We start from the raw sequence: 18,224 nt of genomic DNA on the forward strand, positions 1-18,224 counted from the left end.
TCCGTTGATGAATTTGTGATTATTTATCGAGCAGCTGTTTTTTGTTCCAGCGATTTCGCAACGTAATCGGCACTACTGTCATAATAACGAAAACGACAACGGCGAGAATGATAATTTTCGGGTTTCCGCTAACAAAACTACTTCCTAAAAAATTGTAAGCGAAAGTGCCCGGAATGATGCCAATAAAAGTAGCCAGAGCAAAGGAAGTGAAACGAACCTTTGCAAATGCGGCAACATAGCTAATCAAATCAAAATTAATGACTGGAATAAAACGAAACAGCAATACGTAAAAAAAGCCATTTTGTTCCATTTGAGATTGAATTTTTCTAACGTTTCCAGTCCAAGTTTTGCGAACTAGCTTGTTGCCTAGTGTTTTGGCAACATAAAATGACAGCATCGCGCCGAGTGTCGCGCCGATAATGGTATAAAGCGTTCCCAGCCAGGCGCCAAAGGCTAAGCCGCCGGCGATTGACAAGATCGATGCCGGAAAAAAGATCAATGGTCGAACTGTATAGATTAAGATATAGATTACCGGTGACCACAATCCAAATGACAGGATCCATTTACGGAGGTCGTTGGCATCTACTTGAAATACAGAACGGCTAAGCCAAATCACCAGTCCCACTGCAACAGCAATCAGTAGCCACTTAGCTATTTGTGACGCTCTACTCTTACTCATGAGTTAAGGCGATGGGTCGAGATGCTATAGTAGCGATTTCTCATATCATCGTACCGTTTTCGATTGACGCCCCAATCTGAGTAGCCTACACGTGAAGCAGATCGGAACTCAATTCGCTGAGTAGCATCGTTAAAGAAGAATTCAATATCATCTTTAAATTTAAGCGCTTTAGACGTAACAACAACGTAAACGTAATTTTCATCATTTTGTCGAATTTCTGCACCTTCATAACCTTTTAGCATACCGATCAAACTTTTTTTAGCATCATTTTTACTGCCGTTGTAAGGCCATGCTGGGACATGCTTGTCTTTAGCAGTAGTTTGGGATGACACCGCATTGGGCGATGAGGGCATTTCTTTTAAGCGGCCGTTTTTTTCACCGAGCTTTGGTTTGACACTGTTTTGAATGGCAATGTTCGCTAGGCTGATTCCTGCTACAGCCGCAGTACCATACAGCGCCATTTTTTCGACTGATAATTCCCCATCTTTAGCTTTATTAAAAGTTTTAACGAGGGGTTGGTTCAATAAATTATCTACATAAACCTTCTTGCCGATTTTCACCAATACTTCACTATAAGTTGGGTACGGATGGATAACTCCTGATAATTTGCCCATATTAATTTTCAAGGTTTTAATGGTTTGGATTTGGCTAATGATTTCACCTGCACGGTCCCCCAAAATACTCGCTCCCAAAATATAGCCTTTTTTATCCAAAATAATTTTCACTTTGCCAATGCTATCTTTTTTCGTATTGGCACGGTCTAAATCCGCATACTGGTGTTCATAAACGCGAATTGAATCGCCGTATTTTTCACGCGCTTCTTCTTCAGATAAACCAGATCTGCCGAGTTCTGGATCTGTGTATGTACACCAAGTCACGTGCTCGTAATCCATTTTTCGGTTAATCGGCAAAATGGCATTTTGAGTAGCGGTGATCCCTTGTGCGTTTGCCATATGGGATAATTGATAAGGACCCACAACATCCCCAATCGCATAAATCCCTTTAGTTGTTGTCTCTAAATGATCGTCTACTTGAATTTTTTTGGAATCAAACTCAACGCCTGCTGTTTCCAGACCGTATCCTTTAACGTTTGCCTGACGACCAAGCGCAACAAGCAGTCCTTCACCAGAAACCGTCAGTTCGCTGCCATTTTTTTCGATTTTCAAGTCGATAATGTCGTCTTTTTGCTCAGCTCGAACAGCAGTCGCACCTGTATGAATGATGACACCTTCATCAATTAAACGCTGCTGGATCATCAACACTAATTCTTCTTCGTCTTTCGGCAAAATCCGTTCGAATTTTTCAACAAGCGTTACCTTAACACCTATTCGGTTTAACGCTTGACTCAGTTCAACTCCGATCGCTCCACCACCAAGAATAGTCATCGTTTTCGGGAACGATTTCTGTTTGAAAATGGTTTCATTTGTTAAATAAGACACGTTGTCCAATCCATCTATTGGTGGCACCATTGGTGATGATCCTGTAGACAAGATGATTTTCTTTGCTTCGATCCGTTCACCGTCTACCTCCAATGTATGCGGTCCAACAAATTTGGCGTAGCTATTCATAAAGTCTATGCCCGATTGCTGCAATACTTCCGGAGATTCACCAGCATAAACTTTTTGGATAACTTCTTGGATGTCTGTTAACACGACTGAAGTATCAACTTGAAGACTTGGCGTGTACTTCTTAGCGTGATGAACTTCTTTTGCGATATTGATTAATGACTTACTCGGAATACACCCCGACCAAGTACATTCTCCGCCTGGTAGATTTTTATCGATTAGCACAACGCTTTTTGAAAACCCCGCTGCTGTAAATGCGGCCGTTAGTCCCGCTGCGCCAGCTCCAATTATTGCGATATCATAATTTTTAACCATCAATATCATTTCCTTTCTTTTCTGAATTAATTCTATCTTAACAATAAATACTGAAAACTTACTCTTAATTTCCCTCGGTCCTTTATACTTAGTCTTAAATCCAGCTCATTTCAAATCCGAGTGGAATTACGGGTTAGAAACGGCTCTGTATTATATACTGAAACTATCTTGAAAATAAGAAGGTGCATTTGATGCTGGATACGCACGCACGGAAACACGTTCAGCCGACTGTTGAAAAGACGGCAGATTTATTACTTAAATTGAATTTCACTGCTGATGGTGTAACAAAAATCGCCTTTATTGTCGGCATGTCTTCAGGCCTTTTTATTTATTTAGACCAGCCATTTTGGGCAGTTGTTGTTTTGTGGTTTTCTGGTTATTTGGATGTAGTCGATGGCACGATGGCCAGAAAAACCAAGCCGTCTGCCTGGGGGACATTGCTCGACATAAGTTTTGATCGCCTCGTAGAAATCAGTGTCATTTTAGGACTTGCCTTCCGCTTTCCCGATTCAATGTGGGCATTGTTGTTGCTGAGTGCCTCTATTATTGTCGCCATGACTGTTTTTCTGACAGTTGGTGCATTGGTAGATAAAGAAGGAATGAAATCATTCTATTACCAGGCAGGACTAGCTGAAAGAACAGAAGGCTTTATACTCTTTACCCTAATGATTGTTTTTTCAACATACTTAACTACGATTGCCCTGATTTTTTTCGCGGTGCAGCTTGTTACGATAGGTCAACGCATGGCTGAAGCTAGGCGGATTTTGAAATAGGGAGAAGTGAAATGATATGAAAACTCTGATCTTAGTAGGAGGCGGCCATGCACATTTGCATTGTCTAGAACAGCTAAATAATGATCATTCGAAAAGTTGGCGCGTCTTGTTGATTTCTGCTTCTCCTTATCAGTATTATTCTGGCATGTTCTCAGGTTACACAGAAGGTGTTTACAGCCTAAATGATATTCGAATTGATTTGAAAAAGCTGTGTAAAAAAATTGGTGCTTTGTTTGTAGAAGATGCCATTATCTCTATTGATCCAAAAGCGAAAACCTTAACTGGTGCAGACGATGCGATCTATTCGTATGACGCAGTATCGTTTGATATTGGATCCCAAACAGATGTCCCAGAGTCTATATCAGAACACGCCTTATCGATTAAACCCAACTACCGGTTCCCAGAACAACTTAAACACGTGCGCAATGCTGCACACCCCGTGATTGTTGGAGGAGGGGCTTCTGGTGTTGAATTGGCCTTTTCTGTTCTTGCGTGGAGAAAGCAAGAACATTTACCGGCAAACATCGCCTTGTTTAGTTCAACTGCTTTGTTGATTGGACAAGGCAAACGGGCTTCGAAAAAAATCGAAGCGATCGCTACACAAAAAGCGCTGTCTTTTTTCTCAGGCGTGTCAATTAAAGCGATTGATGACACCCGAGTTACCACCAGCACAAATCAACAGCATCCCCAATCAGCTGTTCTTTGGCTGACAGGACCCAAAAGTGCAGCTTTGTTCCGCACTTCCGGATTACCCACAGATACCAGTGGATTTCTATTAGTCAATGAGGCGTTGCAAAGCGTTCTGTACCCCGATATTTTTGGTGCCGGGGATTGCATCACAATCGCCCGCTATCCGACGCTTGCGAAAAATGGGGTATACGCTGTTCGGCAAGGTCCGATTCTTTGGAAGAACTTAACTAACCACTTATCCAAAGACCAGCTGTTGCCATTCCATCCACAAAAAAAATTCATCGCAATCTTATCGACAGGCGAAGGCGAAGCATTTCTTTCTTATGGTAAGCAACTGCTACATGGCAAAATCCCTTGGAAGCTCAAGCAGCGCATCGACCGAAAGTTTATGAGGCGCTTTAAGGATCTTTATGAATAAAAAAGTTATTACGTGACAGCCCAATATTTGCAGATTGCTTATACTTGAATAGATGACAAAAGACTTCTTGAATGAACAAGAAGTCTTTTGTTAAAATAGCTTGTATTTACTTACTAATTTTCATCATTGCTTCAAAGCTCCCCATAAGAAATCCGCCGTTATAGCGACTAGGCTCATAGGAAATGATAAAGGCTTTTGGCGATAACTGTGTAACAAACTTACGAAGCTTAGCTTCATTTTTTCGTTTAGCAAGAACTTTTAAACACAGACGTTCTCCATCTTTTCCTTCAGCAGTCCAGGAAGTCACTCCGTAACCTTTGCCACGTAGATGCATTGGCAAATCAATTTCGAGAGCATCGACGATAATATCAAAAACAATATAACCAAGCGCTAAGCGGTTTTCAATTATACCTCCAAGATATACTCCAGCTCCCCATCCTAAGCAATAGGCTGCCAGATTAAATGGGTTATCTAAATTATCAAGAACAATGGTTAATCCCATTAAATAGATAAACACTTCAATCATAGACAAAAATGCAGCGATTTTTCGATATCCTTTAATAACTAAAATCATTCGCAACGTGAAAAGCGTCATGTAAGCAACATTTATAACGACAATAAGCAACAAAATCGAACTCACTACATCCCCGCCTATTGTTAGGATAGTCGATTAATTAAAATCACGATCGACTTCAAAAGTCTTGCATGTATCATAAAGCACGTTGTCTCCTTCGAGCGCTTTTAACTGGCTCGTGACATAAAATTTCTGCGCATCCGACGTCATAGTCGAACTAGACTCAAGACGTGTCTGCCAGTCTTTTCTTCCTACCGTTAAAGTCCAGTCACACTGAACAGATGCAGACAATGGATTTCCTTCTGTGATGCGGTAAACATTCTTGTTCGTACTCCCATACTCAAGACCGTTATTTGGTAAACGACGACATCCTTCGTCTGAAAAATCATTTAGAATCCACTCATTTGTAACCGTATTGTGATTGATTTCTCGTGTTCGTCCAGCTTCGCGCATGATTTCGCGCTCCATAACAGCGGCTGTTTCAGGATGCTCGAATGGAATGATGTCCTGCTCTTTTGTAGTATTGGTGTAGTCAGGCAAAATCAATTGCGTATCTTCATCTTTAATAATGAAAATCTCACCTTCATCAGCTGTTGGCCATGCATGCGGCCAATAAGTTGGAGATACAGATAATTGTAAACAGTGACCTACTGGTACTTTATAGCCAATAGCATCCATCTCAACCAATACTGTAAATTCTTCTTCGACAGGTACATCTTCAGGGAATTCGTGACTGTTTCGGTGCGTCAAATTTAACTGCCCCCACGATATTAACTTAGAAGTTCCTTCGGGAGATAAGTCACTTAAACGTACAGCAAGATTCGCACGCTTCCTGTCACTTGTTACTTTCAGTTTTACTTTTGGAAAACCTAAAATGCTCAGTTCTTTAACGAGCGGTTTGCTCGTAAAAGTATTAGATAAGCCGTTTTCAATTGCCTGGTCTGAAGCCATATCACCTTCTTGTCCAAATGGACAATAAACGCCCGCATATAACCCATGTTGTTGGTGCGTTTTTAACTTTTCAATCCCGTAATTCGAGTTTGTAACTAGCTGGTGATTGCCCAAATAGTAAATTTTTTCTTGTGTATTTTGTGTTGGCCAACTTTTTTCAAGAACCCATTCACCAGGACGAATGTGATAATCGGTTTTTGGTGGTACTGCGTCTTGAAGCCACATACGCAGTGCAGGTTCATCCATAATGCCCGTTTCCTCTTCTTTCAGCCATTGGTCCCACCAACGAAGACACTCCTGTAAAAATCCAATTTGAGGACCAGGTACTGCGACTTCTGGATATTCATGTGCCCAAGGACCAATCAAGCCTTTTTTCGGTCCTTTTAGCTTTTCCATTAAGCGGAATACCGCATTTGTATAGCCATCTGCCCAGCCACCAACTGCGTAAACAGGAATTTTAATATCCTCATAGTTTTCACAAATTGAACCGTGTTTCCAATAATCGTCTCGGCGCTGATGACGCATCCATTCTTCAACAAATGGCGGTGTTTTTTCTAACCGCTCTAACCAGTTTTCTCGCCATGCAGATCCAAAATTTTCTGGATCTGCAGGACGCGCATTATATACGAGCATTGTAGAAGCCCACCACAGCATATCTGAAGCCAGTACCGCACCACCTTTATAATGAACATCATCAGCGTAACGATCGTCTGTTGAACATAAGGTAATAATGGTTTTCAATGCGGGATGTTGCAAAGCTGCGACTTGTAACCCATTAAAGCCGCCCCATGATTTCCCAATCATACCGACCGAACCGGTAGACCACTGTTGTTTTGATAGCCAGTCAAGAACTTCAAGCGCATCATCTTGTTCTTGTTTAGCATATTCGTCATAGATAAATCCTTCAGAGTCTCCGCAACCGCGAATATCTACACGCACGCTAGCATAACCATGGCCAGCAAAATAAGGATGACGAATCGAGTCACGTAATGCGGTGAACTCGTTTTTTCGGTAGGGAAGATATTCCAAAATGACTGGTACTGGATGGGTTGTCGCACTTTTAGGAATCCATAACTTTGCAGATAATCGTGTACCATCGGACATCGGTATCCAAATGTGGTCCGTCACTTCCACTTCATATGGAAATTCTCGTTTAATGCTACGCGTGCTTTCGCGAACGTTAAAAACCATTAATTATTCACCTCTTCAAAATTTTTTTATTCTTTTGCTTTACTTTCCTGTACTAGTTCTTCATCCATTGCTGTTTTGTATACAAGCGAAGTATCAGGATAATCTTGCTTGAGCCACCTTAAGAGAGAAAGCGTCAGTAAGACATACAAGAGAATGACGGGTACCGATACAATGACGGAAGAAGTTTGAATAACTTTAAGTCCGCCAATCATTAATAACGAAATCGCCAATACAGCAAGAATGGCTCCCCAAAGCATACGATGCCAACGTGCCGGCTCTTGATCCCCTATTAACTCTTTTGTCGCAATTGCAGAGAGAATATACGTTGCTGAATCGAGTGAGGTTGCTAAGAAGATAAACGCAAGCACTGCAAAAAATGGCAACACTAAAAAGTCGAGTGGCATTGTTTTTAAAATTTCTACTATAGTACTAGGGCCTCCACTGTTATTTAGCACATCCACCACATTTAATGCACCTGTTAGTTGTAAATTCAGCGTATAACCACCAAATATACCGAAATAAATCCAGCTGCCGAGTGAACCCCATAATAAAATATGCACGATCAATTCACGAATTGTACGACCTCTAGAAATTCTTGCTACAAACAAGCCGATAAAAGGTGCAGTCGCAGCGAACCATGCCCAATAGAACACGGTCCACGCTTGCGGGAATCCGCCTTTTGCAATTGGATCGGTCGAAAAGCTCATCAATGCGAAGTTCTGGAGCATCAGCCCAAAACTATTGCTAAAGTTTGATAAAATAAATAAAGTTGGTCCCGTAATAAGAACAAATAATGCCAAGCCCAGCGCCAAATACACGTTCCAATCACTAAGTTTACGAATGCCTTTATACAATCCCATATAAGCGCTTGCACTATAAATAATTGTCCAAATAACAATAATAATAATGCTTAGTTGCAGCGATTGTTGAACACCAAAAATTTCTCCGATAACTGCGGAGACCATGGGTACACCAAGACCAAGCGAAGTTCCAAGTCCTCCGACCAAACTCCAAATAACCAATATGTCGATAAGTTTCCCAATCGGTCCATCAGCATATTTCCCTAAAACCCCTTTACAGGCTGTGCTGATTTTTAATGAACGATTTTTCTTTACAAAAAAAGAATAGGCAATCGTGACGGTCGGTAAAGCGTAAAGTGACCATGCAGAAATCCCCCAATGAAACATACCGTAAGCTACTGCCCATTCTGCAGATTGAGTGCTATTAGGCTCTATCCCAAAAGGCGGACCCATGTAGTAATACATCGGTTCCATCATCGACCAGAACATAATGCTTGTGCCCATCCCCGCACAAAACAGCATGGCTCCCCAACTAAATGTTGAGAATTCAGGTGCTTCGTCTCCCAGACGCACTTTACCGTACTTACTAAAAACTAACCACACGAGTAAAATGAACACGCCAAACGTTAGAAATTGAAATACCCAATCTAAGTTGTAAGTTATTCCTGTCATCATCTTGTTCATCACAGGTTCTGCTGACTTTCTAAAAATTACTAGTGACAGTGTTGCAACAACGATTACCACCAGCGAAGACCAGAAAACCAGCGGATCAATTTTTACTTTCCCCATTATTATTCCCCCTTTGTACAATTAGAAATAATCAAGTTTATTTTATAATCATGATTATTTTTATTTTTTTATGTTATCATAATTTTGAAGGAATAATCAATATTTTTTAAAAATAAATAATTTTCGAGGAAGTGGACCTAGTTGGACAATAAAGAACTAAAAAAAAGACGGATGTGGACCTATTTTATAGATGCTACTGAGGAGTTAATTCGAACAGAAGGCTACCAACATATAACAATTCGAAAGGTAGCAGAAAAAGCAGGTTATAATAGCGCTACGATTTATAACTACTTCGGGGAATTGTCGCATTTATTGTTCTTTGCCTCATTGAAATTCATGAAACCTTATATTGAATTGGTCACTGCAGAGATGAAGAAAACAACGGATCCAATAGAGAAATACTTAGTTGCATGGGAAGTATTTAGTGACTACTCGTTTAAAAACCCTGAAGTTTTCCATGCTGCATTTTTAATGGATCTAGGGGAACATCCTGAAAGTTTATTAATACATTATTACGAACTCTACCCAGCAGATTTATTAGACGTATCGGAAGAATTAAAACCAGCACTAATGGAGCGCAGTATTGATGAACGCGGTCGTCATGCGATAAGCCATATGATCAAAGCAGGTTTATTGAATGAAAAGCAAGCAGAAGAACTAAACGAACTAACTAACTTAATATGGCAAGGAATGTTTACAAATGTTTTAAATAACCGCAATCGTTACTCTGCACTAGAAGCTCATGAACGGACAATGCAGTATGTACGAGAGATTGTTTCCAGTAAACTCACCAGTGAATAATCGGAGATAACTCGTTTCATAAAAAAGCAAAAGACAACTGGAATCATTCCAGTTGTCTTTTGCTTTTTTATGTTAAATTATTCGACCGATTTTACCTTCTTCTAATAAGACTCGTTCAAAAGCATCGACTACATCTAGATCATAATGTGTTCCAGCCATTTTTTTTAGTTCGCCCATCGCTGTATCATCGCTAAGTGCTTTTCTATATACCCGATCTTCTGTCATAGCATCAAAAGTATCACTTACTGCAATAATTCTTGCTTCCAAAAGAATTGTATCTCCACTTAACCCATAAGGATAGCCACTGCCATTGAGTCTCTCATGATGCTGTTCAATAATCGGTACAAGTTCATGATAATACGAATTTTTTACCATTTCTGCCCCATCAAGAGGATGTTTTTTCATGATCTCAAATTCTTCATCGGTTAGTCGGCCAGGTTTATTTAGCACCTCTGAAGGTACGTAGATTTTTCCAATGTCATGTAAGAATGCCGCCACGATTAAATTTTCAAGTTGAACTTTGTTTAATTTTAACTTTTGAGCAATTTTAACCGAGTAGGCAGCTACTCGGTCACTATGTTTATTTGTGTACCTATCTTTTTCCTCAACTTGGTTCATAATATCCATTAATTTCGAGATGTCATTACTAATATGAAAGAATGTCTGTTCTGTGAAAACACATAATAATGTTACTTTAGATAATGCAGTAAAATAAATGGGTTCTTTAAGGCCCCGTGTCGTAAAGTAATCTTCAGGACCTAGTTTCTCTTGTCGGTGATCAGCTTCATACAGGACTTCTCCCGAAATAATAAAATAAAACTCAATTGCTTTCGCATTTTCACTCGGATAAACATAAAATAACATTTCCTCTTCGATGGATTGATGCAATATTTCAACACCATCTCCTTTAGTAATAAGGCTGAAGACTGAGTTATCGTCAAAACTAACCGTTTCGAGGAATTCTCCTTTTTTACCGACTTTAAAACCGTCCATATCATCCCACCTTAATGCGAATAAAGACGAGTTCACAATGAACTCGTCTTTATTGTACTACATAAAAATGCTGAATTGTAAAAATTATCTCCTGCCAACTACACGAATTGGATCAATCCAAACCCATTGATCAGCAAAACGTACAAGTTTCCAGCTACATTCCGCCTCTACCCCTTTACTGGCTGCTTTTGCAATTGTTTCGGCAGACATTTTAAGTGTTACATCATAAATTTTTGTAATAACTTCATTTAAATCTTCGGTATACTCGGCAGTTATTTCGGCATGCTTTATAGATTTTTTATTCAGTTTTTCATTTAGCTTATTGACCTGTTTATTTAATTTACTTGAATCTTTTTCTTCTGTTAAAATCATTATTTTTGTAAGTTCTTCAATTTCAGCGCTAATTTCTTTCATTTCTTTTTCGATTTTCGCTTGTTCTTCACCAAGTTTCGCTTCTAATTTCAGCAACTTTTCTTCGTATTTTTGTTGCTTATTCACATCATTTTTTGATTCTTCCATTTCTGATAGTATTTTGTTTTTTTCTTTTTGTATATCAAAAATTTTGCCACCTTCTTCAATTTCTCGTATGTCTAGTAGATACTCGGCTTGAAGTTCATCTGCTTCTGTTACAGCTTTTTCGATTTTTTTATCAATCTCAAGGTTGGTTTTTTCAATCATGCGAATTGCTTCTTCATAATCCTTATCACTCGTTGCAAAAGCTGGACTTGCTACACCTGTTAATAACACGAGCATTAATGACATTGATACAAACTTCTTCATCAAAATAATCACTCTCCACTTTTTCAATTTAGATAATAAAAAGACCATTTAACATTTGATGCACATTCTAACTATTTACTTTTTACAATAACCTTTCTTTTTTATTCGGAATGGCCATGATTTTAAATGAAACTAATTTATTATCTAGTCCTATTGTACAGGGTTTAAATACCTAAATCTATGAATTATTTAATTTTTCTGTCATTAATTGAAATAAAATTTTAAATATGTATGTATGAAAAATAAGTTGAAGCTTAATCATTTTGTCCCTTTAATAATTGCAAGGGTTTATGCAGTTACTAGTGGAATTTTTCCAGTTAATTAGCTTTTATTTCGATTAAATTTGATTAGATGGACAGTTGTTTTAATTTATACCATGTATTGCTGCTGTAGTTTTACCCGTTATTGTCGTATCAAAATCAAGGTGCTAATTGTTGTACAGGCCCCTAATATTCAATACGTATGAACATAAAGTTTCTACTGTTGTTCTTGTTCTTTAAACGAGCACAATCAACTCATTTTTAAAATCAATAGAAAGGGTATCTACCATTCGAAAATGACTAGCTGGAATTGTTTTTACCTCATTCCCTTTAACTTCCTCTAGTATCATTACCTGCCATTTTATTTGACAAGACAGTGTCTCTTTCGTCAGTAGTTTATACTAAATGGCTAAAAGTTCATATTACAAAACAACATTGTTTTACTAAGTCTTAGAATTTCTCAAAAGCTTACAGGCAAGCTGGATATTTAATAACTCATCGGGGTTTTGTAAATCTGTATTTAATAGTTCTGAAATCCTTTTTAATCGATAGTGCAGCGTATTCAAATGAATATGCAATTCTTTTGCTGCTTGACCTGGAAATTGAATAAATTGTGTATAGGCTATTAGCGTTTTTAAAAGCTCTGCACTTTTTTTCCGATCATAGTCGATGACCGGTCCCAATGTCGAAATAATAAATGCTTCAATATCCTTGTCTTTATTAGATACGAGAAGTCGCTCGAAACCAAGTGATTGGTAGTCCATTACTTTATCTTTAACTCGAGAAGAGCGCATAAACGTTAATACTTTCAAAGAGTCTTCTATGGAATCCGGCAAACGATCGATTTGCGAAACGCACGGTCCAACAGCCAACTTGACAGTAGCATCTAGCTGTTGATGCGAAATAGCCACTTGCAAATCTTTTGCCATGCGCTTAACTTTTTCCAATAAGTCATGTTTTGTGGCTTTGTCCTTGATTGACAACAAAAAAATAAAAGACTGCTCTTTTGAGACGATTAAACTTCCTGGAAAACGTTGGTTTACTTCCATCTGAAACAAATGAGCGATTTCTCTTCTAGCCATAAGTGCTGCAAGTGTGTTGCTATCCTCTTCCATTACGGCTTCTGCAGCGACTGGCAAAAATCGGAAACGCGTATCTAACCCTAAATCTTTAGCTCTTTTGATAAACGTATCACTTAACATTCCTTTTAAAAGGTCTTCCATTAATTCAGATTTAAAGCGGTGTTCCACTTCACGGAGTGCAGCGTTCCGGTTAATTTCGAGAGTGAGATACAGAATACTTTGCTGAATAAAGTACACGTCTGAATCGGAAAGTTGTTCATTCTGTTTGGTAGCTACTAGCAATTTGCCCAACAAGAAACGTCCACTTTGTATGAGGAATTCATTTTTATGAGTGTGTTTTTCCTGGTCTCCCATTTGCAAATCTTCACCATAAATTGTCAATATTGATAAAGGTTTCTGAATTTGATCAGCTAATTGTTCGAGCATTTGCATCAAACCGACACCATCACTCATTTTTATGAGAAGTTTTTGCTGATACTGGATAATTTGCTCGAATTGTTCATTTTTCTTTTTTACATCTTCGTGCAGACGAGCTTTGGCAAGTGCAATGGCTGCTTGACCTGCAATTGCCTGAAGTAAACGTAAATCTTTTTCTGTAAAAGTTCCATGTTCTGCAAACCCATTCAGCGTAATGACACCGATGCACGCATCATTTTCTGTAATTAACGGAACACACATAGCCCGGTAAGCATAAGGGCCTGTATGTTGAGCAATTGAAGCTGCAAGTAATGCTTTATTTTGATCACTCATTGATTTCGTTCCGCCTGCAAGTTGAGAAGCAGAAGTGATTAAAACGGGTTCTCGCGTAGAAAAACATTTTCCAGTAAACGATTCATGTGAATCTAAGCAAATACCTTCTACATCACTTGTGAAATTGACATATGATAAACAGACAAGTTTCTGTATGCTTTCATCGTACAAAAAGAGCACGCCTCCATCAGCATCCGGAATTGCTTTGATCGCTTCTTTTAGAGTTAACTGAAACAATTCATTCATATTTAATGTAGAATTAACTGCTTCCGCCACTTTAATAAGCGCTTCCATTTGGGAAGGAGAAAAGTTTTTTTCAGGTATCTGGTTCATAGCAATCCTCTACTTTCTCTAGTTATGTAGTGAATTCTAGCTTATCACGATTACAAGAAAAAACAGACAGAGAAAAAGAGTTTCTTTTTCTCTGTCTGTTTTAGACTAGAGGCTTATGGGACCGTTACAAAGTTTATTTTACAAGCTCATATTCAAATAAAATCGCAGCAAATGATTTGGCTGTATGGAGCATTGCCGTTTCGTCAAAATCAAACCGAGCGTGATGATGTGGATACACTCTGTCGTCTTCTGCTAATTGAGCGCCCGCGAAAATAAAAGAACCCGGTCTATGTTGTGTATAGTAGCAAAAGTCTTCACCGGGCATGACTGATGGGGTTTCGATCACCGCTTCAGCCCCAAGAATTCCCTCCATTGCACGTTTGGCTAATTGGGTTTCCTCAGAATGATTCCACAAAGCATCATAACCTTTTTCAATTGCGGTATCGGCTTCAGCCCCAAATGCTTTTGCCACTTGATTTGCGATTGTTGTTAATCTTTCAGCAGCGAGCGCGCGTACTTCCGGTTCATAAGAACGGATCGTCCCGGTCATGACCGCTGTAGTAGGAATGACATTATTGGCTTGGCCGCTGTTAATAGAGCCGACAGAAATAACGAGTTGCTTTAAAGGATTTGTATTACGGCTGACGACCGACTGAAGTGCTGTAACAATGTGTGACGCTGTGACAATGGGATCGATTGTTTCTTGCGGTATAGCACCGTGTCCACCTTTGCCGTTAACGGTAATGATAAAGGTATCAACTGCAGCTTGGATAAATCCTTCTTTGTAGTACATGGTTCCTGAAGGCATCGTACTTTGAAGGTGGCAACCATATACTGCGTCAACGCCTTCAAGGCAACCATCTGCGATCATCGCTTGTGCACCTCCTGGGTATTCTTCTTCACCGAATTGATGGATAAAGACGACATTGTTGTTCACTTGCTCAGGATTTTCAACTAAGCTTTTAGCAAAAACCATTAGTGCCGCTGTATGTCCATCGTGACCACAAGCATGCATAACACCAGGAATTGTCGACTTGTAAGCGACATCTTTTTGATCTTGAATCGGCAAAGCATCAAAATCCGCACGGAAAGCAATGGTTTTTTGCGCATGAGCAACATTGAATTTAGCGACTACACCTCGCCCGCCAACACCGGTTCTGACTTCTAATCCTAAAGTTCGGTAGTACTCAGCAATGTATTTAGGTGTTTCGACTTCTTGATGAGAAAGTTCAGGATATTGATGAAGATGACGACGGATACTAACCATTTCAGAATATAGATTTTCTAATCGACCTGCTAACTTTTGGATTTTTTCATGTTGTATAGACGTTTTCTGAATATTAGTAGACATGGACAACTTCTCCTCCTTGATATACGGTTTCGACTGAACGAAAAGCAGAAAGCTTATCTTCTGGGTCTTCAGACAGGATAATAAAATCGGCTATTTTGTCTTTCTCCAATGATCCCGTTTCGTTTTGAACAGTGAGAACGGAAGCAGCAGAAAAAGTTGCAGCAGTAATAATGTCACGAATAGACATCCCACCTTCATGCATCAACTCAAGTTCTTTAGCAAAGTCACCGTGCAAGTTAAACGGTGTACCAGCGTCTGTGCCCGCAGCAATTTTCACGCCCGCAGCTACAGCTTTTCGAAAACTTTCTTTGTGAACTTCGTAACAGTACATAGCTTTTTTGACAGCGTGCGGTGGAATCGCGCCTGAATCTGCATTTTGCACAATATAATAAGGTGCTGCAAGAGTAGGAACTAATACGGTATCGTGTTTAATCATTAGTTCAATCGTTTCATCATCAAGAAAAATACCATGCTCAATCGTCGTAATTCCCGCACGCACAGCATTTTGAATACCAACAGTCCCTTGAGCATGCGAAGCCGTTGTCTTACCAGCATGTAGCGCTTCTTCAACCGCTGTCCTCATTTCGCTTTCCGATAGTTGTGGAGAACCTGGATCGACTCCAGGTGTCATGACACCTCCAGTTGCCATTAACTTTAATACATCGGCACCCTGTTTCAAAGTTTGGCGCGCCATTTTACGGACTTCGTCTTCCCCATCAGCCTCAGAAGCGAGTGGATATCCGTGGCCACCTGTCATGACAATAGGTTGACCAGAGCCATAAACAGTAGGCCCTGTAACAATTCCGTTATTTACTGCATCCCGGTAGGCCAAATCAATGTGCCATTTAGATCCTAAATTGCGGACGCTGGTCACGCCTGATTGTAACTGTTTTTTTCCGTTAGCTTGATGACGATACGCAGAAGTCGCCTGACTATCAGTGGCAATTTGAGAAAATGGGTCAGCTATTCCGTCCATGCCAAGATGAATATGCATATCAAAGAATCCAGGTACAATGGTTTTCCCTTGACCATCGATTACGGTTTCAGCTTCTTTATCAACTGCTTCTTCTCCAACTGCTATAATTTTATTTGCTTCAACAATGATAGCTGATTGGATGAGCTTGTCACCTCTACCTGTGTAAATCGTGACATTTTTTATCTTCAAAGACATTGAAATTCCTCCTTTAGTTTATGGTAAATAAATATTTCCTCCAGGACCGAGCGGCAAACCGAGTAAGAACCACACAGTGAATAAGATTAGCCAGAAAATCGCAAAGGCTATCGAATATGGCAACAAGGCTGCAAGTAATGTACCAATCCCAATATTCTTATCGTATTTTTTTGCAAACGTCAATAAAATTGCAAAGTATGCGAGCATGGGCGTGATTGGATTCGTGATCGAATCGGCAATGCGATAGGCCACTTGAGTGACTGCAGGATCGTAGCCCAGCATCATGAACATGGGAACAAATATCGGTGCAAGTAATGCCCACTTAGCAGAAGCACTGGCAATTAGTAAATTAATCAGTGCTGCGATCATAATAAATCCAAGAATCAATGGTAGACCTTCAAAGCCAATGCCCTTCAAGAAACCTGCACCTTCAATCGCAATGATGGGTCCCAAATTGCTCATACCAAAAAACGCAATCATTTGAGCAGCTACGAAAGCCAGAACAATATAACCACCCATTCCAGACATGGCCTTTGTTAGGTGCTCAGCAACGTCTTTATCATTTTTCAGTACTTTCGATCCGAAACCATAGGCTAGGGCAGGGAGTAAAAATCCGAAAAGCATAATGGGTACAATCCCCGTCATAAATGGCGAAACAATAATGCCGCCGGTTTCTTGATTACGCAAAATACCGTTTTCTGGAAGTACTAAAAGCAAGATCACAACTGCATACAGTGCAAGCGCAATACCAGCCCACAACAAACCACGTTTTTCTGCAGTAGTTGTTTTTTCTAACTTATCGACTTTTCCCGTATATACCCCAAGTCGTGGCTCTGTAATTTTGGTCGTTACAAACATAGATACAGGAATGATGACAAAGGTCGAGGCAATCATAAAATACCAATTGATTGCCGGGTTCGCAACGTAACTAGGATCAATTAAATTTGCTCCTGCTTGTGTAAATCCAGATAATAGTGGATCGAGCATGCTAACGATTAAATTAGCACTAAAAGCGCCGGTAACGGTTGCATAACCCGCGACCAGACCAGCGATTGGATTGCGGCCAAGTGCTGCAAAAATCATAGCAGCAATTGGAGGTAGCACAACTTGAGCGGCATCAGCAGCTGTATTTCCCAAAACGGCAATTAAAAGAATCGTTGGCAAAATCACTTTAGCCGGAGCGTTCAAAATCGTTGTTTTCATGAACGTCGTAACAAGTCCTGTCGATTCTGCAAGACCTACGCCTAACATGACCACTAAGACCAAACCGAGTGGCGGAAAACCGGTAAAGTTTGGTACTAGTGTTTCAAAAATTGTACGAATACCATCACCATTCAACATATTGACAACTTGAATTTCTTCACCGGTACCTGGATGCGTAGATGTAATTCCTAGTGACGAAAAAATAGCAGATGCTACTAAGATAATGAGTGTAAAACTAGCGAAAAGAGTGACGGGATCCGGCATCTTATTGCCGTACACTTCTACTTTCGTTAGCATTTTTTGAAAAAAGCTTGGTTTTTCACTTTTTTGAAGCTTAGCGGTTGATTCTGCAGTTTTGTTCATCTTCTCACCCTCCAGTAGTTAGAATAGTTAAAATACTATTGATTTCCTCGCGATTACTATATAGATTTACATACGAACTATTGAATTATTATTTGTGGATAGTCACAAATAATGATTGGTTTTATAAGAGCTGAATCGGTAAACGGAACTAAACGTAATCGAAAATCACAACTGTAAAATAGTTTATGCATAAAATGGACTTCCCTGTAAGTTTCTAACATAAAACAGACGGAGAATCCCGAACTCCGTGTGCAGTTTTCAAGGTGCCGAAGGTAATTTCTCTGAAACGACCGATTGTCCCTGATCGTCATGAACCCACTTGCTGCATCCATTTTGCGTCTGCCATGGAAAGCGGCCGTTGCAATCGACCTCTGCTTGTTCTGTCGCATGCA

Annotated in this window: 14 protein-coding genes; 3 read left to right on the top strand and 11 right to left on the bottom strand. The window is 39.7% G+C overall.

Annotated features, from left to right (window positions below; genetic code table 11):
• Positions 1 to 19 precede the first annotated feature (19 nt).
• Both AUO94_RS00335 and AUO94_RS00340 read right to left on the bottom strand, forming a co-directional pair.
• Complete coding sequence (locus AUO94_RS00335) at positions 20 to 679, bottom strand: TVP38/TMEM64 family protein (RefSeq protein ID WP_058385383.1); 660 nt, start codon at positions 677 to 679, stop codon at positions 20 to 22.
• Entirely contained in the window at positions 676 to 2,559 is a 1,884-nt protein-coding gene (locus tag AUO94_RS00340; protein WP_058385384.1) for an FAD-dependent oxidoreductase, read from the bottom strand. Before AUO94_RS00340 ends, AUO94_RS00335 begins: the two co-directional genes overlap by 4 nt.
• Positions 2,560 to 2,750: 191 nt before the next feature.
• Here AUO94_RS00340 and AUO94_RS00345 point away from each other — a divergent pair, with 191 nt between their 5' ends.
• Positions 2,751 to 3,332: a CDP-alcohol phosphatidyltransferase family protein gene (locus AUO94_RS00345; protein ID WP_058385385.1), complete on the top strand. Its 582-nt coding sequence runs from the start codon at positions 2,751 to 2,753 to the stop codon at positions 3,330 to 3,332.
• A gap of 16 nt (positions 3,333 to 3,348) precedes the next feature.
• The gene (locus tag AUO94_RS00350) at positions 3,349 to 4,440 is read left to right on the top strand and encodes an FAD-dependent oxidoreductase (protein ID WP_058385386.1); all 1,092 of its coding nucleotides are present in this window, start codon (positions 3,349 to 3,351) and stop codon (positions 4,438 to 4,440) included.
• Between the two features lie 106 nt (positions 4,441 to 4,546).
• On the opposite strand, the gene AUO94_RS00355 is transcribed toward AUO94_RS00350, so the two are convergent.
• From AUO94_RS00355 to AUO94_RS00365, 3 genes are all read right to left on the bottom strand, one after another.
• Complete coding sequence (locus AUO94_RS00355; RefSeq protein WP_058386902.1) at positions 4,547 to 5,035, bottom strand: DUF2179 domain-containing protein; 489 nt, start codon at positions 5,033 to 5,035, stop codon at positions 4,547 to 4,549.
• A 75-nt stretch (positions 5,036 to 5,110) separates the two neighbouring features.
• On the bottom strand, positions 5,111 to 7,156 hold the full coding sequence (locus AUO94_RS00360) for a CocE/NonD family hydrolase (protein ID WP_058385387.1): 2,046 nt from the start codon (positions 7,154 to 7,156) through the stop codon (positions 5,111 to 5,113).
• A 26-nt stretch (positions 7,157 to 7,182) separates the two neighbouring features.
• Positions 7,183 to 8,745, bottom strand: coding sequence for a BCCT family transporter (locus tag AUO94_RS00365; RefSeq protein ID WP_058385388.1), 1,563 nt, complete (start codon positions 8,743 to 8,745; stop codon positions 7,183 to 7,185).
• Between the two features lie 141 nt (positions 8,746 to 8,886).
• Between AUO94_RS00365 and AUO94_RS00370 the strand changes: the two genes are divergently transcribed.
• On the top strand, positions 8,887 to 9,546 hold the full coding sequence (locus AUO94_RS00370; RefSeq protein ID WP_237150155.1) for a TetR/AcrR family transcriptional regulator: 660 nt from the start codon (positions 8,887 to 8,889) through the stop codon (positions 9,544 to 9,546).
• Positions 9,547 to 9,618: 72 nt separating this feature from the next.
• Here the strand turns inward: AUO94_RS00370 and AUO94_RS00375 are convergent, their stop codons facing one another.
• From AUO94_RS00375 to AUO94_RS00400, 6 genes are all read right to left on the bottom strand, one after another.
• The gene (locus AUO94_RS00375) at positions 9,619 to 10,539 is read right to left on the bottom strand and encodes an HD-GYP domain-containing protein (protein WP_058385389.1); all 921 of its coding nucleotides are present in this window, start codon (positions 10,537 to 10,539) and stop codon (positions 9,619 to 9,621) included.
• An 84-nt stretch (positions 10,540 to 10,623) separates the two neighbouring features.
• A complete protein-coding gene (locus AUO94_RS00380) occupies positions 10,624 to 11,319 on the bottom strand; it encodes a hypothetical protein (protein ID WP_058386904.1) in 696 nt (231 codons plus the stop codon).
• A gap of 703 nt (positions 11,320 to 12,022) precedes the next feature.
• The gene (locus tag AUO94_RS00385; protein WP_058385390.1) at positions 12,023 to 13,744 is read right to left on the bottom strand and encodes a GAF domain-containing protein; all 1,722 of its coding nucleotides are present in this window, start codon (positions 13,742 to 13,744) and stop codon (positions 12,023 to 12,025) included.
• 133 nt (positions 13,745 to 13,877) lie between these two features.
• Complete coding sequence (locus AUO94_RS00390; protein WP_058385391.1) at positions 13,878 to 15,095, bottom strand: M20 metallopeptidase family protein; 1,218 nt, start codon at positions 15,093 to 15,095, stop codon at positions 13,878 to 13,880.
• On the bottom strand, positions 15,085 to 16,266 hold the full coding sequence (locus tag AUO94_RS00395) for a metal-dependent hydrolase family protein (protein WP_058385392.1): 1,182 nt from the start codon (positions 16,264 to 16,266) through the stop codon (positions 15,085 to 15,087). The genes AUO94_RS00390 and AUO94_RS00395 overlap by 11 nt, the downstream gene beginning before the upstream one ends.
• 18 nt (positions 16,267 to 16,284) lie before the next feature.
• Positions 16,285 to 17,832 (bottom strand): AbgT family transporter, encoded by a 1,548-nt coding sequence (locus tag AUO94_RS00400; protein WP_078080391.1) that lies wholly within the window; start codon positions 17,830 to 17,832, stop codon positions 16,285 to 16,287.
• Between the last annotated feature and the right edge of the window lie 392 nt (positions 17,833 to 18,224).

Origin of the sequence: Planococcus kocurii, assembly GCF_001465835.2 — a bacterium.
Lineage (GTDB): Bacteria > Bacillota > Bacilli > Bacillales_A > Planococcaceae > Planococcus > Planococcus kocurii.